The 20,945-nt window shown below is 65.5% G+C and carries 15 protein-coding genes; 3 read left to right on the top strand and 12 right to left on the bottom strand.

Annotated features, from left to right (window positions below; genetic code table 11):
* Positions 1-2: 2 nt before the first annotated feature.
* Positions 3-974 carry a hypothetical protein gene (locus tag ACQEU1_RS39535; RefSeq protein WP_433214066.1) on the bottom strand — a complete coding sequence of 324 codons (972 nt, stop codon included), beginning with the start codon at positions 972-974 and terminating at the stop codon, positions 3-5.
* 349 nt (positions 975-1,323) lie between these two features.
* On the opposite strand from ACQEU1_RS39535, the gene ACQEU1_RS39530 reads away from it, so the two are divergent.
* Positions 1,324-1,776: a glycine-rich domain-containing protein gene (locus tag ACQEU1_RS39530; RefSeq protein WP_433214063.1), complete on the top strand. Its 453-nt coding sequence runs from the start codon at positions 1,324-1,326 to the stop codon at positions 1,774-1,776.
* A 124-nt stretch (positions 1,777-1,900) separates the two neighbouring features.
* On the opposite strand, the gene ACQEU1_RS39525 is transcribed toward ACQEU1_RS39530, so the two are convergent.
* The 10 genes from ACQEU1_RS39525 to cas3 all read right to left on the bottom strand — a co-directional run bounded on the left by ACQEU1_RS39525 (position 1,901) and on the right by cas3 (position 15,567).
* Positions 1,901-3,001 (bottom strand): integrase core domain-containing protein, encoded by a 1,101-nt coding sequence (locus ACQEU1_RS39525; protein ID WP_433214060.1) that lies wholly within the window; start codon positions 2,999-3,001, stop codon positions 1,901-1,903.
* 236 nt (positions 3,002-3,237) lie between these two features.
* Entirely contained in the window at positions 3,238-3,711 is a 474-nt protein-coding gene (locus ACQEU1_RS39520; protein WP_433214057.1) for a DUF4411 family protein, read from the bottom strand.
* Positions 3,708-4,871, bottom strand: coding sequence for an XRE family transcriptional regulator (locus ACQEU1_RS39515; protein ID WP_433214054.1), 1,164 nt, complete (start codon positions 4,869-4,871; stop codon positions 3,708-3,710). The genes ACQEU1_RS39520 and ACQEU1_RS39515 overlap by 4 nt, the downstream gene beginning before the upstream one ends.
* Before the next feature lie 3,177 nt (positions 4,872-8,048).
* The gene (gene cas6e, locus ACQEU1_RS39510) at positions 8,049-8,720 is read right to left on the bottom strand and encodes a type I-E CRISPR-associated protein Cas6/Cse3/CasE (RefSeq protein ID WP_433214051.1); all 672 of its coding nucleotides are present in this window, start codon (positions 8,718-8,720) and stop codon (positions 8,049-8,051) included.
* The gene (cas5e, locus tag ACQEU1_RS39505; protein WP_433214048.1) at positions 8,711-9,430 is read right to left on the bottom strand and encodes a type I-E CRISPR-associated protein Cas5/CasD; all 720 of its coding nucleotides are present in this window, start codon (positions 9,428-9,430) and stop codon (positions 8,711-8,713) included. Before cas5e ends, cas6e begins: the two co-directional genes overlap by 10 nt.
* Before the next feature lie 2 nt (positions 9,431-9,432).
* Complete coding sequence (gene cas7e, locus ACQEU1_RS39500) at positions 9,433-10,611, bottom strand: type I-E CRISPR-associated protein Cas7/Cse4/CasC (protein WP_433214045.1); 1,179 nt, start codon at positions 10,609-10,611, stop codon at positions 9,433-9,435.
* A gap of 18 nt (positions 10,612-10,629) precedes the next feature.
* Entirely contained in the window at positions 10,630-11,208 is a 579-nt protein-coding gene (gene casB / locus ACQEU1_RS39495; RefSeq protein WP_433214042.1) for a type I-E CRISPR-associated protein Cse2/CasB, read from the bottom strand.
* Positions 11,205-12,833, bottom strand: coding sequence for a type I-E CRISPR-associated protein Cse1/CasA (gene casA, locus ACQEU1_RS39490; protein ID WP_433214039.1), 1,629 nt, complete (start codon positions 12,831-12,833; stop codon positions 11,205-11,207). Before casA ends, casB begins: the two co-directional genes overlap by 4 nt.
* Positions 12,830-13,192 (bottom strand): hypothetical protein, encoded by a 363-nt coding sequence (locus ACQEU1_RS39485; RefSeq protein ID WP_433214036.1) that lies wholly within the window; start codon positions 13,190-13,192, stop codon positions 12,830-12,832. The genes casA and ACQEU1_RS39485 overlap by 4 nt, the downstream gene beginning before the upstream one ends.
* Positions 13,189-15,567, bottom strand: a complete 2,379-nt coding sequence (gene cas3 / locus ACQEU1_RS39480) for a CRISPR-associated helicase Cas3' (protein WP_433214033.1) — start codon at positions 15,565-15,567, stop codon at positions 13,189-13,191. The genes ACQEU1_RS39485 and cas3 overlap by 4 nt, the downstream gene beginning before the upstream one ends.
* 1,455 nt (positions 15,568-17,022) lie before the next feature.
* Here cas3 and ACQEU1_RS39475 point away from each other — a divergent pair.
* Positions 17,023-17,244 (top strand): hypothetical protein, encoded by a 222-nt coding sequence (locus tag ACQEU1_RS39475; RefSeq protein ID WP_433214031.1) that lies wholly within the window; start codon positions 17,023-17,025, stop codon positions 17,242-17,244.
* Positions 17,241-17,600 carry a type I-E CRISPR-associated endoribonuclease Cas2e gene (cas2e, locus tag ACQEU1_RS39470; protein WP_433214028.1) on the top strand — a complete coding sequence of 120 codons (360 nt, stop codon included), beginning with the start codon at positions 17,241-17,243 and terminating at the stop codon, positions 17,598-17,600. The genes ACQEU1_RS39475 and cas2e overlap by 4 nt, the downstream gene beginning before the upstream one ends.
* Before the next feature lie 1,641 nt (positions 17,601-19,241).
* On the opposite strand, the gene ACQEU1_RS39465 is transcribed toward cas2e, so the two are convergent.
* Positions 19,242-20,195 carry an integrase core domain-containing protein gene (locus tag ACQEU1_RS39465; RefSeq protein WP_433214025.1) on the bottom strand — a complete coding sequence of 318 codons (954 nt, stop codon included), beginning with the start codon at positions 20,193-20,195 and terminating at the stop codon, positions 19,242-19,244.
* Positions 20,196-20,945 lie beyond the last annotated feature (750 nt).

Raw genomic sequence — 20,945 nt, 5'->3', positions numbered from 1 at the left:
GATCACGTGGACGCGCGGTTCGTCGCAGGATGGCGGCTGGTGTTGTCGACGACGGCGGTGAACGGCTCGTTCGCCGTGCGCGCGAGAAGCAGCAACGGTTCGATCGCGCTGAGGTCCGGCACGTCGATCAACGCACCGATTCGACGTGCTTCAGTCACGAGGACGAAGTCGTCCAGGCCGACGAGGTCGCTGATGTAGTCGGCGCTGCGAGAGCCGCGATCTGGTTCGAGCAGGCAACGCGCTGCGCCCAGAACGCCCAATGTCAGGCAGCCGCCGAACAGGAACACCGTCGTACCGTTCGCAAGGGTGAGCCGAGTGAGAACCGCCAGGTCCTGCAGCAGTTCCTGCTTCGCCGTCCAGTGCGGGCCGATCGTCAGACCGAGCGCCGGCACGACGAGCGGATCGTCCTCGCCGAGCGCGTGCGGCTCGAAGTAGAAGGGGAGCATCGGCAGGAACTCGCGAAAGGTCGCGTTCCACGGTGGCCCGCCGACGACGCAGAGCACATCTGCCTGGGTGTCGTAGTACTCGGACGGTGCGAAATCGCGGACGACCACGTCCGGATTCAGCTGAGCGAATCGAGTGCGGAGGTAGATCAGGGTGTCGAGATCCGCGAACTTCGCGTAGCGGAGGTAGTTGCGATCAGCCGGTGTCGCGTACTCGGGGCGTTCGTCTTCCGGAATCTCAGAGCACACGATGTCGACGCGTGCGCCCGGCATCAGACGCCAGAAGGCGGGCAGAACCGCTCCTACTCCCCTCGTTCGATCCTCAGCGGGCTGCTCGTCCGTTGTCTTCTGGTCAGCCAGAAGCATGTAGACCAACGTCTCCAACGCCTGATCAGCATGGCGACGCACCGTCTTCGCGGCGCACCCCAGCTTCTGCGCCAGCGACTCCTGCCTCTCGGTGAGCGTCGGGTGTGCATGCTCGCGGTCGAGGTTGAAGTCGACCTCGACGTGCGCGCGCTGCTCCGCGGACAACTGGGCGATCCCGCGCTCGATCGCGGCGACGAGCCTGCCGACCTCCTCAGCGGAGCCCGGAGGGCCACCAGAGCCGCCGAGGTGAGCGCGAACCTCCGGTGTGAGAGCGGTCAGCACCGAGGTAGGGCGCGCAAGAGCAGCTCCTTTGCGAAGGCGGAGCATGCTCTCTCGCAGGGATGCTGCGGACAGTGATTGCGCGGGCACCACCTGTCCAGAATATGTCCATGTGGCCACCTCAACGACCAGGAACACGGACAAGGCGTGGCCTAGTGGATCACCGTGAACGGAAGCATCCTCGACTACGGCAGTGCGGAAAGGACCTGGCGAACCTCGGAGAAAGGACCCTCGCATGACCGCAGCCGCAATCCGGCTTCGCGACCCTCGGACCCTCGTCTCGCCGGAGGTCTGGGCGCGGTTGGTCAAGCTCATCATGCGCGACCACGACCTGAGCCTCGATCTGGCCGAGCGCACGTTCGGGCAGACGCTGGCCTACCTCGTGACAGCCGCCGAGAACCCCGGAACGCTGATGGGACCAACGCCGAGCGTCGATCTCGGTGTCCACACTTTCGTGCTGGACACGCCTCGCTACATCGAGTTCTGCGAGACGTACGCTGGCGCCTACATCCATCACGTTCCCGTGTTGGACGAGGAACGCGACTCCCAGCCACAGGTTTTGCCGGACACGATCGACGCCATCCGGAACGCGGGTTTCCCGTTGGACCTCGAGCTGTGGCAGGTCGCGGCCATGGACGGCAGCAGGTGCAACCAGTGCCACGCGGGCTGTCACGACAGCCCCAAGTAGCGATGTGATTCAAGTAGATCGAGGAACTTTGCAAGAAATCACGCCGGCCGCAGCCTGGGAGCACTTCGCCACCAGGGCAACACCCCGTCGGGCCTGTGCGTGCCGAAAACTACGTCCACACAGGTCAAGCGGCATGCCGATACTCGTGGAGGACTCCACCGAGACGGTCCCGTCGGAGTACCTCGAGGCGTTCGATCCGTTCAGGCCCAAGGGTTTGAAGTCGGGCTCGTAAGGGTGCTGCGGCAGCGAGGGACCGGTGGGTACGGTGCTGGTTGTAATGCTGCTCGTACTCACGCAGCGCGTGCCGCAGATGAGCCTCATTCCAGATCAGCGTTCGGTCCAAGAGCTCACCACGCAGCGTCTTGACCCAGCGTTCCATGATCGCGTTCATGCGAGGCACCCGGACGCCGGTCAGAATCGTCGCGATCCCGGCGCCGCCGAGGATCTCATCGATCAGTGCGGGGTACTTGCCGTCGCGATCACGGATGAGGAACCTGATTTGTGCGAGGCCGTCGACGTCTCCGAGGTCCATCAGGAGATTTCGGACGGCCTGTGTCACCCAGGTATGTGTTGGGTGCGCGGTTGTGCCGAGAACGCGCACGCGTCTACCGGCGTGGTGGACAGCGGCGAGGATGTACTGGCGTGCGCCGGTCAGCGTGACGGTCTCGATGAAATCCATGGCCAGGACAGCGTCAGCCTGGGAGCGCAGAAACTTGGCCCACGTGACGGTCGCTCGGTGTGGCGCCGGATCGACGCCGGCAGCTTTGAGGATCTCCCACACAGTCGAAGGAGCGATCGCGACTCCGAGAAGAGCGAGTTCTCCGTGGATGCGCCGATAGCCCCACGAGGAGTTCTCGGCCGCCAGACGCAGGACAAGGCGGCGAATCGATGCCACGGTCCGCGGGCGTCCAGGCTTTCGACGCCGGCTCGCTTGGGCGTGGTGGCGCTTCACCAGGTCACGATGCCAACGCAGAACCGTGTCCGGGCTGACCAAAAGTCGGAGTCGGCGCAGAGTTGCGCGGGCCAGCGGCGTCAGGAGCGCGGCGAGGAACGCCCTGTCCTCAGGTCGGAGTTGTGGGCGTCGGTCGCCGAGTTGGCGTTGCAAGACGGTGAGTTGGTGGCGAAGGGCGAGAATCTCTACGTCCTTCTCGCGGTCAGTCAGTGGCAGTAGCCGCAGCGCGGCGAAGGCGTGGGTGACGGCAAGGTAAGCGAAGCGGACTAGCACGGAGCGCGATCATGCCCGACGACCGCCAGCCACACGCCGATGCACTCGACCTGGACGGACGTACCTTTCGGCACGCACAACGCACAACCCTGAAGACGCAGGCATCAAGGACGCCCAGCAAGCCCCCGCCTGGGGAACCTGGCCGCTGTTCGATCGATCCACAAAGGACTTTCGCCTGGGCGAATGCCCGTCCCGGCGACTCCGTCGCAGACGGCGGCTTCGGTGAAGAGATCTGATCAGAACGACCAGCGCTGGTCACGAATGAAGCCGATCAGATTCACACATCGGACGCCGACCGCGAGGCACACATCAGGGATCTTCGGCTTGTTTGGGTTGCCTGTCGCCTTCTCCTCGGTGACGACGACGCAATTTCGAGCCTTCGCCATCCCGATCACCCACGGGTCGGCACCGTTACGCCCCTTGCCAGAACCGAGCAACCTCTGATGATCCGCCAGGATCGCCGCGGTCGCGGCCTGGATGTCCATGTCCAACTGGACGAAGAGCGCCGGTTGCGAGTCCGACCACGCCTTCGTCGCGTCGTCACGCTTTCCGAGTTCGATCCGCACCTCGTCTGGTGCGCGGACCGCACCCGAAGCGATCATGCCCTCGATCTTGGACCACACGCTCGGGAAGATCTCCGGAGGCAGCAGATCGCGGCGGCCGTTGATCACAACGCTCGTGTCGAACGAGTACATGATCGGGCCGGTCACGCAGACTCCGAGACAACGGCCATCTCGGCCAGCCGATCGATCTGCTCGACCTTGACGTTGAGAAACGAAGCGGCTGTGTAGCTGTCGATCACACGTCGGCGATAGGCGTCCGCAATCCTGCGCACGAAGCCCTTGCCCAGATCTCGTGCGGTCGTGCGGTACCAGTTACCCCCGCCGGGCGCGGGCGCGTTCTCTTCTTCACGCTGGTACGCCTTGAGAAACTCCGCCCGTCGAGCACGGTAGAACGCGATGTCGATGCGTCCGAGCGTCAAGAGCCTGCGGGCGAACGCCTCCGCACTGACCCCGAACGGCGCCGCGGCATCTCGCAGGGCCGCGTAGTTCCACGAGTCCCGCAGCGCCACCCGGCTCACGACCTCGGGGCTGGCGAGCACCCGGTCTCTCGGCATGAGGATCGCGGCCGCGATGGCGTTGCACCGGGCTTCGAGGCGCGCGTCCGGATCAGTGGAGCGGGTGTCGGTCAAGGTGTCACAAAGGCCTGCGCTGTTGAGGAGGAGATGTGCGTACTCGTGCAGCAGCGAAAACAGCCGGCCTCGTGGGCTGTCGCTGCCGTTGACCATGATCACGGGAAGCCGGTCGTAGTAGAGCGAGAACGCTCGCATCTCCCGCGTCAAGACCCGGCCGCCGGAGGTCGACATGACCAGCACACCGACCTCCTCCAACGCGGCGGTCCAGGTGTTGAGGTGCTCGTACTTGGTGCCAACACCTCGCGGCAGTTGCAGCGGCGTGTGACGCAGCAGCAGATCGCGTGCTGCTGCGGCCAGGTTCTCGTCCCCACCGGCCGGTAGTTCGAGGCGCCAGAGCGTTGACGGTGACGACTCCTCGATCTCGAAGAGCTCGATCGCGGTCTCCCGCTGTGCGATCACGCGCCGGTACTCCGCGTGCAGCTCCGGCGTCCACTCAATCGATTCGGCATCGACGTGGCGACGGAAGTCCCGCATGACGTCGAAGTCCGTCGGCGGGCTCGGGAGGAAGAAGACCGCCAGCGGCCTCTTGTAGACCTCCGCGGCTTTGCGGAGTTGGTTCAGCGTGGGGGCGTCGGTGCCGGCCTCCCACTGCTCGACTCGATCATCAGGTACCCCGATCTTGCGGGAGGCCGCGACGGGTACGTAGCCGATCGACTCCCTGGCCCAGCGCAGCACGGAGCGCGAGGCCATCGTCTGGATCGACTTCGACATCCCCACCTCCTCGCCACTCAGGCCTGTTGACCTATCCCCACAAGCGACCCTTGACGTTACACACCGCGCCACGTCCCACATGGGGCTTCGCTAGAGAGCCCACATGCACGCTTTCGATTGTCCACCTGTGGTGACGTCGTTGCTTGCCGGCCGGTACCCGTCGCCGGGCGGGAAGCATCTCACCCCATCGTGTGCGGACCTGATCCCCTTGTCCACCGACGCCACGTCGGCATCACCCGCGCCCAGCATCGACATGACCTCGAACCGAGTTGATCATTGAACGAGAAGGGAAGCGATGGGCACCGATACCACCGCCGTGGCGCCAGCGACACTGCGCGCGCCTCCCGCAGCAGCAGGCAGGGCGGAGGAGCGCTCGACGACATGGTCCTTTTCGTCGATTCTTGAGGCGGGTGTACTCGCGCATCGCGCTCCCGCACAACGCTTCTGCTGGCTAGACCACTGCGCAACGACGCCGGACAACCCGATGCTATTTCGGCGTTATGCTGCACGTATACGCTGGTCAAGAAGTGTTCTCCCCGTACGCGCGGGGGTGGTCCGACGGGACACATGGTGACCTGCTTGAGGCGGGGTTCTCCCCGCACGCGCGGGGGTGGTCCCTCGCCCTTCGCCAGTCTCAGCGTGCACTCGTCGTTCTCCCCGCACGCACGGGGGTGATCCCTGGAACAGCCTCGGTTCGGCCGCCCAGTTGTACGTTCTCCCCACACGCGCGGGGGTGGTCCCTCGCCCTTCGCCAGTCTCAGCGTGCACTCGTCGTTCTCCCCGCACGCACGGGGGTGATCCCTGGAACAGCCTCGGTTCGGCCGCCCAGTTGTACGTTCTCCCCACACGCGCGGGGGTGGTCCCGAACGTGGCGTAGCCACTGAGTGGACAGGTGAGTTCTCCCCGCGCGCGGGGGGTCCCAGGCCGCCGGTCTCGCTGGTGTCGGCCTGTTAGTTCTCCCCGCACTCGGGGTGGTCCGTCGCGCGAGTCACCGCAGGGCGTGGTCAGGATGTTCTCTCCGCGCACGCCGGGGTTGTCCCAACTCATATCCGCTTGGCTCGCCCAGCATCCAGTTCTCCCGCGCACGCGGGGGTGGTCCACAGCGGTACCTTGCGAACGAGGACGTTACGACGTCTTCCGCGGCGCACGCGGGGTAGTCCCCGCGGCAGGAGCTGCATACTGCCGATGGCCTTGTCTTCGCCGTGCACGCAGGATGGTCCCAGAACCATCGGCCCGTGCGCGGCCAGATCTTCCTTGCGCACGCAGGGGTGGTCCCGCCTGCGCGTCGTCGACGGCGTTCATCGCGTTGTCTTCCCCGCGCACGCGAGGTGGTCCCGTGTCGATGTTGCTTGACCGCTACCTCAAGCAGTTCTCCCCGCGCACGCGGGGTGGTCCCATCAAACAGCGGTTCGTGCTGCCTTCGGGGTCATCTTTCCTGCGCACGCAGAGGTGGTCCTGGCACCAAGTACACCGAGTCGGTACTCGCCGCGTCGTCCCCGCGTACGCGGGGTTGGTCCCAGCTCGGGCTCTTCCTTACCAAGGTAGAAGCCATCCTCCCCGCGCACGCGGGGAGGATGGTCCGGACAAGCGAATGCTCCGAGCTGACTAGCACAAGTCGTCTCCGCCTACCTGGGGTTGTCCGGTCAGATGCAGGTCGCGGTGGTCACGCAGCCAGTCGTCGCCGCGGATACGGGGGTGGTCCCGAGAACGGCTATAGGGGCGAGCCAGGCTTCGGGTCGTCCTCGCGTACGCAGAGGTGATCCTCCGGTCTACCTGTTCCCAGACGAGCAACTCGTGTCTTCCCCGCGCACGCGAGGACGGTCCGTTCGGGCGAAAGTCCGGCGTGCTGGGCACGACGTCTTTCCCCGCACGTGGAAGTGCTCCCTCTCTGAGGGCGTCCGCGACGATATCCGCATCGACTTCCCCGCGCGTACGGGGTGGTCCTGTCGCGGTCATCGGCGACATCGGTAGCGGCAAGTCTTCCCCGCGTGGTGAGTCCTGGCTCGTTGCACCCCGCCGGTGTTCATGAGTTCGGCGGTATTCTCCCTGCGCACGCGGGGGTGCTCCCGACGTGATCAGGAGGTGGCAGGACGAGCGCACGTTCTCCCCGCGCACGCGGAGGTGCTTCCTTCGACGGCTCGTCCGAGGTGATCGAGCGGGTGTTATGCCCGCGCACGCGGGAGTGCTCCGCTGGCGATCCGCATGCCACGTACCCTGCCGAAGTTCTCCCGGCGCACGCGGAGGTGCTCCCTGGTAGTCCGTGCTGGACGCTGTGGTCATAACTTTCTCCCCGCGCACGCGGGGGTGCTCCCGACTGGGACATCAACGCCCAGAACGGCGTGCCCGCACACGTGGGGTGGTCCCCTGTCCATGCGGCTGTCGGCGGCCGCAGGCCCGTCTTCCCCGCGCACGCGGGGTGGTCCCCCGGAGTACGTCGGCTCTTACCTGGCCAGTCAGTCTTCCCTGCCCACGCGGGGATGGCCCGTGCACGACCGCACACATCTGGTTGGACGGCCCGTCTTCCCCGCGCACGCGGGGGTGATCTCAGGTCATACTCGATGGCCTCGCCGTAGCGGTCGTCCTCCCCACCCACGCGGGGCGGTCCTGCCGGTGCGGGCGGAAACCCTGGTATTGAGGTGTCTTCCGCGCGCACGCGTGGGTCCCAGGTCCACGGTCAAAGTGAGGGTGGCGATTTCGTCTTCCCGGCACACCAGGGGATGGTCCGCGACCAGTCAGACAACGTCGCACAGGCCTGCTGATCGAGGAACGTCCGCTACTGACAATGGATGGACGGTCCGCACAGTTACGGTGACCGTGTGAAGAGCCTCAGGTCAATCGGGTGTTGTTGAGGTTCGCCTGGATGAACTTGACTGCAGAATGGTCAGGTCCGCGGTCGAGGCGGCCAGGCCCACACGGCCAGCGATCTGGATCGGATCAAGGCCGGTTCCGCCAGCGCAGGACCACAATCTGCCGCATCAGGGGCTCAGACGTCCGGTTCGGGCGGCGGTGTGGCCGTGAGCTCCGGTCGAGCAATACATCTTGACCCCGTCGCGATAACGGACCGCCCGCTCAAGGGCTGTCCGTTATCGCGACCATGAATATCTTCGCCGCGGCGGCCGCCCAAAGTCGGAAGTTGTTCGCTCACCTATCGGTGCGGGGTGGTGCGAGGCTGATCAGGCCGCACCCATACGCCTTGGCCCGTCCCACGCCGTTGATCACCGCATCGGTGAACGCCTTGGTATCAGTGACGATCAGGTGTCCATCGAAGCGAACCGGCACCACCGTGATCTTGCCCTGATCCCTTTTCTGGCCGATCAGCGTGGGAACTGGCGATGGTGCGACGTCGGGCTCGCCGCGGCGCGCGGTGGGAATGACGAAGCCGTCGCGCTCGCCCCGGTTGACGAGCCACTCGATCTGCGCTTCGGGTGTCGTGTGCGCACGGCGCTTGCGGACGTCCTGGCCGTTCTCGACTCGGGCGCTGCGGGTCGGGTTCGCGAGCAGGCGGAACGAGAACTTCCGGCCGGGAGCGATTGCCTCGATCACCGGTGTGAACGGTCGTACCTCGGCCGGTGTCATGAGGTGTCCGGCCGGCAGTCGGCTCCAGTCCGGCTCTGTGTGGCTCTGGACGTACTGGGTGAATCCGTATTGGGTCGCGTCCAGGCGCCAGAGGATCTTGTGCTCGAGCCGGGCAGGCGTCTCACCGCTGACGTCGGGATAGGCGCTCATGATGGTGCGGTGCATGTCGTGGACGTTGGCGTAGTCACGGCGGAACTCGCGGGATCGCACGTTGATGGTGAGTTTGCTCAGGAACACGAGAAGTCTCCGGTGGTGATCATGCTGTAGTTCAGGCTGACTTGCTCGACGAGCACGGTCCGGGTGGCGAATCGGCGTCGGCCTTCGGCGAGGCTGACGGGGTGGTCGTGGCGGACTTCGGCGCGCTCGGTACTTGCTGTGCAGTCGACGACAGTGCGCAACGCGACACGTTCGCCTTTCGCCAGTTCAAGGTCCCGCACGGACTTCGATGTCTCCAGCCACGAGTGGCGCGCGAGCAGTTCTTCCGCAGTGCAGGCAATTGGCCCTCCATTGCGCGGAAGCAGTGGCCTTGCCGGCACGAACGCTCGTCTACCGAGGAAGATCGGCCAATGTGGACGGTCAACTGCGGCAGCGATGCGGGACAGCGTGTGCTCGTCGCCTTGAAGCACGACGAGAAACAGTGCGTCGGCCAGGTAGTAGCGCTCGCTGACGACCGTGCGGTGTCCCGTGCCCTTTGTGGTGGGGACGTTCTGGGTGGTGTGGAAGTCACGTTCGAGGATGCCTTCCCGGTCGACCCGTACAGCGAGTCGAAGCCGCGCGAGCTCCGCGATGGCGTGATCATCCTCCCTCGAAATACCGAGAGCGGCGGCGATCAGTCCGACAACGCCGGACTTGGTGGGCTCCGACGTGGTGTCTCGGATGACGCCCCGTGAGCGGATTCCCCAGGATTGCATGGGTGCGTCGAAACACAGGGCCAGTGACGTCGCCATGGTCAGGCCGTTGCCCCGGCGAGAATTCGGTCGGTGAAGGCGTCGATGCTGGCGACGATGTCGCCGTCGTCGAGGTGCGGCAGTTCAGCGGTGATCGAGGCCGCGGCAACTGCGCGGAGGTCGTTGTTGCCGTAGAAGCCACGTAGCCGGTGAAAGTGCTGGGTGAGACGCGCGGTGGAGGCGGCCATGATATCGGCGTCGACGACGGGGGCCTGGAACGCGTTGGCGAGGTTCCAGGCGCCCCGGAAGCGGACTACGCCCAGAAGCGTTTCAGGCATCGTGCGGGCCGCCATGGAGTTCTGAGCACCGGTCGGCATGGCGTGGATGAAGGAGAACAGCCAGGCACGCGCGGTGCGACGGACCAAGTCCTCGTCGCCGGAGAGGTTTATGGCCAGCTGGTTGAGGTCGAGGTTGGCGTAGCGGTAGTAGCAGGCGGAGTTGAAGTCGATGGTGCCGATCATGTCGGCGCCAGACTCGCCTCGTGACTTGAGGTCGTCGACCGCGGTGTAGAAGTCGAACTCGTTGACCACGGCGTGGGTGCTGATGGCGTGCGCCACCTGGGACGCGGCCTCGACGCTGAAATCCTTGTTGTCGGCGATCATCCGCCCGAAGAGCGCGACATCGGCGACGCGGCCGGCATCGAGGATGCGGCGCGCCTGCTCGACGGCCGCCTTGTCCGGCTTGGTGACCTTTCCGCCCTTACCTCCCTTCTTCGATTCGCCGTTCTCCGCCGAGCTGCCTTTGGCCTTGTCTGCGGCGGCCTTGTTCCGGGCTGCGATAGCGTGCAGGGCGTCCCAGTTGTCGTCGCAGTAGGTCGTCAAGTGGTCGATGGCGTGCCGCCCGACGAAGAGCAGGTACTCCGTGAGCCTTGTGTTCTCGTCCACACCAAAGCCGAGTTGCCGCAGGCCGGCGGTGACGACCTGAGTCACGAGCTCCGCGTCACGTCCGTTCTCGGCCAGGGCCGCAGCGGCGTGATCGAGCAGCCGCTTGGTGCGGATGGCGGTTTCGGACTTCTCGAGACCGTAGTCGTTGAACAGTTGGCGAGTAGCGCGCTTGAAGCACTGGCTGGAGACCCGCCCACGGGTGTGGCCGCCGAACGTGGCGGTCTTGGGCTGACCGACGTCGTCGCGGTTGAGGTTGCTGACGGGGAAGGACTGGAGCAGGTGTAGTTCAATGATCACTGGAGGGTCTCCGCTGTGTCAGTTGGTGTCGGTGGGCGTTGACGAGTCCTTCGTGGACTCACGTACTCCTGGGCGGTAGTGGAACTCGCGTGCCCATCGGAGCCGGATTCGCTGGGCTTCGTCGCCTCGATAGTCATCACCGAGAAGTACGATGAGGTCCGCGAGCAGTTGGTCGTAGTCGACCGGCACCTTCTCGGTGTCGAGCAGGCGGATCACCTGGCGCAGTTGGTGAGCCAAGGCAGCGCGGTCGCGGGCGATCAGCTGAGTGAACCGGCGCGTCACCGATTCACCTCGCGTCGACGCGAGCTTCCCCATGGAAGCGCCGAGCGAGCGCGCATTCCTTCGCGGTTGCGGGTGCAGGGCGAACAGTCCCGCTACGAGCAGCCAGATTTCTTGCTCCGACTCGGGCGGGTTGTGGGCGAAGACGAAATCATAGGCCTCGGCCTGCTGCCGGGCACCGGCGAAGCTGCGTCGCAACCTCGCCAGAACCTGCCGGGCCTCCGACACTCGATGGGACACCGGAGACGACAACGCACTGTTCAGTCGGTAAAGGTGAGCAGTGAACTCCCGGCGCCGCTCGATGATCGATGTGGTCACGCGGCTCCTTTCGTGACGATGTAGGCAGCGGCCTCGGCGTGGAAGACGCGCGTCAGCTCGCTGAGGCGCCCGAGGAACTGGCCTTGGTGCTTCCCTGTGAGGAGGAGATCGCGCCCCTCCGCTGGAGAGCCCTCAGCCCAACGATCTGTGGCGCGTAGCGCAACGACGGCGACAGCCTTCTGCCACACCTCCGTCGCGTCCGCCAGGGATTCGCCCCCCTCGTAGGTTCGGGCGATCTCCTCGAGATAGGTGGCGAACGGCCGCGCCAGCTTCGGCCAGTACTCGATGTCGAGGCTCCAGGTGGGCGTCAGACGCTTGTTCTCCCGGTTGCCCTGTTTCTCGACGCGGTAGTTGCGTTGCATGTGACGCAGAGCGGCTCCGACGCTGTCCGCATACGCGATCGCGCACCCCAGCAGCGCTCCAAGCGTCTTGTCCTTGGAACGCAATACAGCGACCGGCGCGGGGACAACTTCCTCGAGCCAGGCCTCCACCACCGTGCCCTTCGAATCCAGCTTCTGATCGAACACACGCAGCGTGTAGACCGCGCCGGCCGGAATGTGTCCGTGCTCGGCGAGTTCGGAGATCTGCTCCAAGGTGCGCGGCCGTTGCCTGGTTTTCCCCTCTTCCCAGAGGTTGGTCATCAGCAGCTCCACGCTGTGCCGCCACACTCCCCGCACCGGATGCAGCCGCACCGGCAGCATCGGCGCGTCCCGCTTCGGTTGCCCCTTCGGGCCGGAAGGTTTGCGGAACGCCGCCATCAGCTCCACCTGGACGTGCTCGGTGTCGAGTCGCGAACCCGGCGTGATGATGACGCCGTCTACGACCAATCCCTCGCCGGTTCGCTGCGTGGACAACAGGACGCGTCGAGCAGGCCACGTCAGCAGATCCGTCCATCCCCGCGGCACTCGCTTATCCGGCAGCGGCGAAAGCGGAGCCTCCTGCTCCCAGATCGGGCCGTCGTCAGGCGTGCTGGGCGCCGGCAGCTCATGTTCGGGCCGATAGGTCGGCATATTCAGCAGCAGGGTCTCTTTGAGCGTCTCGCCCTCCACGAGCACCACTCCGAGCCACGCGCACAGTGCGCGCTGGGAGGACTTGTCCTTCTCGAACGGCGTCTTCGTGCCACCGGGATCGAACGATTGCAGGGTGACCAGCCAGCGAGCCGCCTCGGCGGGTGTGAGCTGAACCTGATCGGTGTCGATCGTCTTGTCGAACAGGGTGACGTTGTTGCCGACAGACCGATACGGGACGAGCTTGGCCGCAGTGGCGGGTGCCAGCTTGGCCAGACCTGTGCACTGCAGAAAAGGATGCTGGACGTCGAAGAGGTCAAAGCGGCTTCCCTGGCCGCGCAGGTACCTGACCAACGGAGCGGACGGCAAGCTCGGCAGTTCCCACAACCGCGCCCATTCCTCTTCCGAGGAAGGTCCATAGACTCGGTGGAGCAGCGCCAGCACCAGCCGATGCAACGCGGCGGTCATCGAAGGCGTGTCGCCGACGATGCGACGGATGCGGTGCGCCCTGAGAACAAGTCGCACCAGGCTGACGAACTCGTGGTTGCCGTCGCGGTCGACCACGGGCAGCCAGGATTGAATGCGCAGATCGTAGGAGGCGGGTCGGGTTGAGATCACAGTGCTTCCTCGGCGTACACGCCGATCCTCTCGTCATAAGCAAGGACGTGGTCGCCAACTGAGCACCGACCGCCGGCGAAGACCAGAGCTCGATGCCGCCGCAGCCACGGCGACTGTTCGAACGCGTGCGGCACTGCCGTTTCCCGCAACGCCCGGACGACTTCGACCGGCACGCCCACGTACGCCGTCAAAGTCGTACGCGAATCAAGCAGTTCGCGAAGAGTGTTTTCTGGCAAGGGATCAGGTGAGGTCAGCAGGACGGGGCGGTCTCCGCACACCGCCACAACACGGTCGTCGTTGGTGCCGTTCAGCAGCACGACGTCTACCAGCAGCTCACGTGGCTCATCGTCGAGATTCATCGGCGGCGGCTCTTTCGGGTCTTGCTCGGGTTCTGCGGACGGGTGGTCAAATCGGCGAGCCGGTGTGTTGCCACCGGCAACGGCAGATACATCAGTTGAGCGTCATGCTTGTCCTTGTCGAGGGAGCGGCGCAGCCGCTCAGCCGCGTGACCCCAGGCTTGTTCCCAGCCCGACGGGCATTCGATCGCCTCGGCTGGTCCGTACACCGCGTCGATGAGCACCGGAACCTCCTCGGGCGAACGCAGCTCCTCCTTGTGTCGCAACAACGCCCACGTCCGCAGCAACACCATCGGCGCGTAAACATTGGTGGTGTAGGCCGGGAACACTGGCCCGGAGGCCGTTTCCACAACACCGGTAATGGCCAGGGTGAGCACGCCCCGTCTCTCTCGGCTATGGCGATGTACGCGTCCGGCACGTTGGATCAGGGCATCGATCGAGGCCAGGTCGGTGAGCATCGCGTCAAAGTCCAGGTCGAGGCTCTGCTCGAGGACCTGGGTTCCCACGACGATCGCCGACGATCGGGTGCCGTCAGGTCCGAACTCGGCTCGAAGATCGGCTTCCACGGCTCTGCGATGCCCGGCGGCCAGCTGACCGGTGATCGTGATCAGCCTGGGTCGCTTCTGTTCGGGAAGCTCCGCGATCCTGTTGGCCAGCGCGTCGCTGGTCTCCTTGGCCCGGTTGACGAGATTGTGCACGACAGCAACGCACTTTCCCGCTACCGCGTGAGCAAGCGCCCATTGCACGACGTCCTGGTCCTCGACCCGTTCGAGGCTCGCCCTGCGATCGTGGTTCAACGCGGACACCTCGGCGCCTTCGACCGTGCTCGTGTCGCTGTCGACCAGACTGATCCGCGGGTACACGGTCGAAGCGGGCAATGGCGGCACATCCTGAGGCACGCAGTTTTGCACTCCTGCCCGCCATGCCGCGGTCAGCTCTTCTCGCCGGCGCGAAGGCAGCGTCGCCGACAACAACAGAACCGAGATTCCCATGTGCCCCAACCACATGAGCAACCGATCGAGCAGGACCGACATATAGGTGTCGTAGGCGTGCACCTCGTCGACTACCACGACCTTGTTCGACAGCGCTGCCAGCCGGACGAACACGTGTCCCGATCGGATCGCTCCCTTCAGCGCTTGGTCGACCGTGCCCACTCCGAGGGGTGAGAGGAGGCTCTTCTTGCAGGTGAACCACTCTTGGGCAGCAACGTCACAGTCGTCGAGGTCATCGCTTCCAACATCGGTGGGCATCGGGGCCCTGCTGGCCAGGAACTCCTTGGCGTTGGAGTGGATCAGTCGCACTGCCGAGGTGTCGCCAATGTGAGCGAGCATCGTCTCGAACTCACCGAGCATCTGATGGCTCGTCGCCTGCGTCGGCATCCCTACGTAAGCGCCGGCAAGCCCGAGGCCGCGCACGAGGGTCGCGACCGCCTGCAGCGCCGCTTTCGACTTGCCCTCGCCGGTTGGCGCTTCCACTACCAGCATCGCCGGGTCCGTGTGCCCTCGAAGCATCCTCTCGACTACCGCCTGGACCGGACGTGGCGTCTCGGCGGCGAAGAGACCGGCGAAGCTAGTGTCCTGCGGTGGCGTCCACGGTTGCAGATCCAGCTGGGCAACGGCATCGTCCGCAAAGGTCTCCGCCACACGCAGGTAGTCGACGAGGTCGCCTTCGGATTCAGGTGACCGATAGTTGCGCTCGTCCGAGGCGATCCAGTCGCTGACGGTGGTCAACCCGGCAAGAGCAACAGCCCCGGCCGAACTCAGGCGCACCTGGCTCCAGGGCAGGGTGCACGGATCCGGCAACCCGAGCGCGTTGATCACGGCATCGACCAGGTCGTCCCGCCAGGCACTCCACCGCTCGTCGCCGTGGTTGTTGACCTGGGCCCGGGCTTGCTCGAGCTCCTGCCCGGTGGGGAAATACCCGTGGTGGCCACCCAGCACCACCGCAATTCGTTCGGCGGTGCGGGCTTCCACTCCCCAGGAGATAAGCAGTTCCTTCATGTGCAGGGCAGTCAGGAGTCCATGCGGAGTGTCCAGTCGCGGTAGACCCGACTTCCGCCGCACTCGCCGCACGTCAACCGCGGCCATCTCACCGAGGCGTTGTTCCGCGAGGTCGGCGTTCAGCCCCTGGAACGTGGGGGAATATTTCCCCAGGTCGTGCAGCCCGCAGAGCAGACTGACCCACACCTTCACGTCACCCACCGCCGAGAACGCGGTCTCCAGCTCATTGCGGCAGCGCGGACCAAGCACCAGCGCAAACAACCGCGACGCCATCACCGCTGTGTCGACGATGTGACACACAAGCGGGTGAGGGATGGCTCTACCTGCAGATTTCCCCCATGGCGCCCACAACGACGGCTTGGATCCTGCCCTGATCACAACACTCCACCACAGCTCGAGCCGTCCACCCGACAGCAATCAAGAGCAGACATGAGAACAGATCACAAGGGAACTTCAAAGCGAGACTTGGACACCCTACTCCATTCAAGCAAGGAATCACCCGATCGCCACAGAACCTACTGACCTGTAGATAACCTTGACTTACCTCAGGTTCAGCGTGTGCTCGACCACAACGCCCGGAAGTGCATAAATACGCAGACGCGAATCAGCCTCAACCTAAGGTGGAGGCAAGCACCAGCTGACACCTGCGTGGCCGACCTTTAATAATTAAATGACAAATTAAGGTCAACTCTCAGGGCTTGGATGGGGTGACCGGGCGGAACGTGCTGCCGAGCCGCACGGGCGGAGCGGTCTCAGCCATCCTCCGCTGATAGTGCTCATGTAGCCTGCCTGCACAGATGCGGGCGTGACCCCAAGGTCGTGGCTGGCGAACGGCGAACCTATGACGTCGACCCACGCCTGCGGGGGTGATCCGGCGTCTTGCCAGACTACGACGCACTGCAGGTTGTTCTCTCCGCGTGTGCGGAGGTGGCCCCAGCTCGAGCGCGACCCGCTGGTCGATCGGCTGGTTCTCCCGCACGTGCTGGGGTGGTCTCGCCTGACCTAGGGCCGTAGAGGTTCGCGGGTCGTTCTCCCGCGCGTGCGGGGACGGTTCGCGCATGGGGCCGCGGCAAGCCCTCGCCTGGCCGTTCTCCCCGCACATAAGGGGATGGTCCCGCCGGGTTGCATCCCGCGATGATGTTGCCCTTGTTCTCGCCGCGCGTGCGGGGTGGTCCCGTCACCGATGTCGGCCGCGCGTTGAACCGCAGGTCCTCCCGCGTGTGCAGGGGTGGTCGCTGGCGCAGCTAACTCAGGTACTGGCCTTGCGCATTCTCCCCGCGCACGTGGGATGGTCCCTGACTGAATCCCTAGAAGGGCTTGGCCCGGCTGTCGTCCCCGCCCACGCGGGGATGGTCCCAACATGTCCAGCAGGGTGAGGTGAGAGGTGAGGTCTTCCCCGCGCACGCGGGGGTGGTCCCAGGGTGCCGATGTCGGCCTTGTTGATGATCCGGTCTTCCTCGTGCACGCGGGGGTGGCCCCCAGTCTGGGTTCGTGGCGGCGATCTGCTTCATGGCTTCCCCGCACACGCGGAGGTGGTCCCAACTACGACGACGTCGCCGCCCAGCTCACCGTGCCTTCCCCGCACATGCGGGGGTGGTCCCACCTCGGTGGCGGTTAGCACGGCCGGGCGTGCGTCTTCCCTGCGCGGAGGTGGTCCCAGATGCTGGAGACCAACGCGCCAGCTCCTCGTCTCTCCGCGCACGCTGGGAGTGAGCCGCACACAGTGCATACGGTGCCTGGTCCGCATCAGGTCGCAATCCTGCGAGACCGTCCAGGAAGGTTTGGCCATGACCGGGCGACGTCGTCGGTGAGAGGCCACAGAGTGCCTGTGACATGGTGGTAGCCGAGACCCGCCGAGCAGTACGCGACCATATGCGCGGCGGCGCCTTCCTCGACACGTGCGTCCGCGACATCCGTACGCTCCTGCGCGAAGACGTGGAAGAACTCATCGAGTATGGACCAGAGGCCTTCGATGAGGTCGATGTGGTGAACCTCTGGGACACCAAGGGACGCACCGTCGCCGGCGGTACTTCCTATGGAGAAGATGACGAATGACCGTCATCGTTGTCGCCGCGTGCCTCGTGGGTCTACGCGGCCATCTCACTCGGTGGCTGCTGGAAATCTGGCCTGGTGTCTTCGTCGGCAAGGTGACCGCGCGAGTCCGGGCGCTCATGTGGATCCGCGTCGTCGAGATGGTGAGCACCGGGCGAGCAATCATGGTTCACGCGGCCGACAACGAGCAGGGACTCGCGTTCCAGGTCCACGACCGCAACTGGGAACCAGTCGACTTCGAAGGGCTCAGCCTCATGCTGCGTCCCGCTTCCGACGCAGCCCCCGACAGCGAGCCGACCGAGCCGCGCCGCCAGGGGTGGAGCAACGCCGGAAAACGAAGACGCTATGGGCGCCGTTGACTTGTCCAACTGAATCAAAAACGTACTCAACCTAGACAAACGCGCTGGTCAAGAAGTGTGCTCCCCGCGCGTGCGGGGGTGGTCCCGGTCATCGACAAGACCGGCTCATCCCAAGTCGGTGCTCCCCGCGCGTGCGGAGGTGGTCCGTCGGTGCGCACCACCGCCAAGGCGGGCTATGCCGTGCTCCCCGCGCGTGCGGGGGTGGTCCCTCGAAGAAGCTGCACACCCCGTACCAGCGCCGGTGCTCCCCGCGCGTGCGGGGGTGGTCCCGCGGCCACCTTGCCGAAGATCGAGTCGGCGAGATACTCCCCGCGCGTGCAGAGGTGGTCCCAACCAGCACAACGCACACAGGTCCGATGTGGAGTTCTCCCCGCGCGTGCGGGGGTGGTCCGGCCCGGTCGGTCTCGCCGTTGGACACCGCCTGGTTCTCCCCGCGCGTGCGGGGGTGGTCCCCAGACCTGGATTTCGTCGTAGGTCACGAGGGTGTTCTCCCCGCGCGTGCAGGGGTGGTCCGTCACCGACGAGGCGCGCAAGCGCAACAACATCGGTTCTCCCCGCGCGTGCGGGGGTGGTCCCGCCTGCAGCCGGGTCATCACGGACTGGATCGCGTTCTCCCCGCGCGTGCGGGGGTGGTCCGTAGCCCGCGGTCGAGGCCTCGACGGACGGGTTGTTCTCCCCGCGCGTGCGGGGGTGGTCCCATCCGCGAGTACCTGGGGGAGTTGAACGTTGTGTTCTCCCCGCGCGTGCGGGGGTGGTCCGCGGTAGACCGCTCCCCCGTGCCCGTCCGGGGTGTTCTCCCCGCGCGTGCGGGGGTGGTCCCGTGACGTACACGCGCGGTCACTATGACGGCACGTTCTCCCCGCGCGTGCGGGGGTGGTCCGCGCACGCCTGGTCAGTGGCAGGCACTGGTCGAGTTCTCCCCGCGCGTGCGGGGGTGGTCCCGTAGAGCGCGGCGTCGGAACCCCAGCAGGCCAGTTCTCCCCGCGCGTGCGGGGGTGGTCCCACGGCGTGGCCGGGCTCGTGCCCCTCTCCCGAGTTCTCCCCGCGCGTGCGGGGGTGGTCCCTCGCCGGCGTGCAGGTCACAAGGCACGTCGCAGTTCTCCCCGCGCGTGCGGGGGTGGTCCCCCGGCGAAGAACCGGCCCTGCACCGTCTTACGGTTCTCCCCGCGCGTGCGGGGTGGTCCGATGTTGTGCGCCAGCGGGTTGTCCTTGTCGGTGTTCTCCCTGCGCGTGCGGGGGTGGTCCCGCGAGCACGCTGCCCGCCATCCACACCAGCGCGTTCTCCCCGCGCGTACGGGGGGTGGTCCCCAGTCCACCGCCGCGAAGCGCGCTCGCGCCATCGTTCTCTCCGCGCGTGCGGGGGTGGTCCCAGCGACGAGGCGGACGCGTCCGTGTTGATCGTGTTCTCCCCCGCGCGTTCGGGGGTGGTCCCGGCCCCTACCTCGACGCCGACCCCTACGGGAAGTTCTCCCCGCGCGTGCGGGGGTGGTCCGGGTGACGCGGGCGCGATGCGCAACGGCATCAAGTTCTCCCCGCGCGTGCGGTAGTTAACTATCCTGTACCAGTCGCCCTCCGCGCTGGGGAGCGGCTATGAAGCCGTCCGGGTGCCACTGTGCGTGCCGAAAACTACGTCCATGCAGATCAAGCGGCATGGTGATACTCGTGGATGACTCCGCCGAGACGGTCCCGTCTATCGATGGCGAGGCGTTCCATCTGATCGGGTCCGAGAGGCTCGGGGCGGACTCTCAAGGGTGCTTGGGCGGCGAGTGATCGGTGGGTTCGGTGCTCGTTGTAATGCCGCTCGTACTCGCGCAACACGTGGCGTAGGTGGGTCTGGTTCCAGATCAGCGTGCGGTCCACCAGTTCAGCGCGAAGGGTCTTGACCCAGCGTTCGATGATGGAGTTCATACGGGGCACTCGGACACCGGTCTGCACCGTAGTGATTCCCGCGGAGCCGAGGATCTCGTCGATCAACGCGGGGTACTTGGCGTCCCGGTCCCGAATGAGGAATCTGATTCGCGCGAGATGTCCAGCATCCTCGAGGTCTATGAGCAGGTTGCGGATGGCCTGGGTAACCCAGGCATGGGTGGGGTGTGCGGTGGCGCCGAGGATGCGCACATGTCGGCTAGCGTGGTGGATGGCGGCGAGAATGTACTGGCGCTGACCGGTCAGCGTGACCGCCTCGATGAAGTCCACCGCCAAGATCGCCTCAGCCTGCGAGCGCAAGAAGTCCGCCCACGTAACGGTCGTGCGCCGTAGGGCGGAATCGATGCCGGCGGTCTTGAGGATCTCCCACACCGCGGAAGCGGCGATCACGATACCCAAGAGCGCGAGTTCGCCGTGGATGCGTCGATAGCCCCACGAGGGGTTCTCGTTTGCCAGGCGCAGGACTAGCCGGCGGATCGAAGCGACAGTGCGCGGACGTCCGGGCCCTCGGTTCGCGCTCGTGCGGGCATGGCGGCGCTTGATCAGATCGCGATGCCACCTCAGCACCGTGTCCGGGCTGACCAGCAGCCGGAGCCGGCGCAGCGTCGCGAGGGCTAGGGGCACGAGCAGGGCGGCGAGCAAGGCGTGGGGAACCCGCCTGATGTCCACCCTCAGGGGCCTCCGCGGATTCACCCGTGACGCGGCGTTCCGCTTGGTACCGCCGCGACTCGCGGCGCGCATGATGACCAACTAGCACCTGCACCAGGTTGCGACTCATCACCACCTTCGGGATGCCCAGGCACTGCACGGCAGACAGCGTTGAAGTGGACCGAAATTCCATGTGACACCAAGGTCCAACGCCCGCAATTGATCATGATCCGAAACTACTTTGCGTGACCCCGGATCCCCTGACGCAAGATCATTTTTGCTACTCCAGCTCCTTGAGCTCTCGACAATCGACAACCACACCTCCTAAACACGCATACCGCGCTGACCCATTGGTGCGTAACCTGACCCTTCAGCCACTGCGCGGCCGACACGTGGCGGGCACCTCTCGAAACCGTCCAAGTCGGCGGCATCGAAGAAAATGCCTTCAATCCCCGGCATGCCGCCTGGCCAGGGCGAACATCGACGCGGCATGTCCACTTCTGAAAAGTGGACACGATCTGGACAAGAAGTGGACACTCTTTCGCGGCTCCATGGCCTGCGTTCAGGGCGGCCTTACCCTGAGTTCCGAGGTTGAGCTTGCTGGCTCGCCTCCGAAACCGCGACCTGTTGGTCCAGGCGGGGTTTCACTCAAGGGGCCTCCGATGACAGTCGGTGGGCCCCTTGCCCCGTTTGAGCCGACTACAGAGGGTAGCGGGGCTACCGCATGATCTCGAACCCGTGCACACTCGTGGCGTTCAGGTGGCTGGAGCT

The sequence above is a fragment of the Lentzea sp. CA-135723 genome (assembly GCF_050936595.1).
Classification (GTDB): domain Bacteria; phylum Actinomycetota; class Actinomycetes; order Mycobacteriales; family Pseudonocardiaceae; genus Lentzea.
This window is presented reverse-complemented; position numbering and strand designations above follow the sequence as displayed.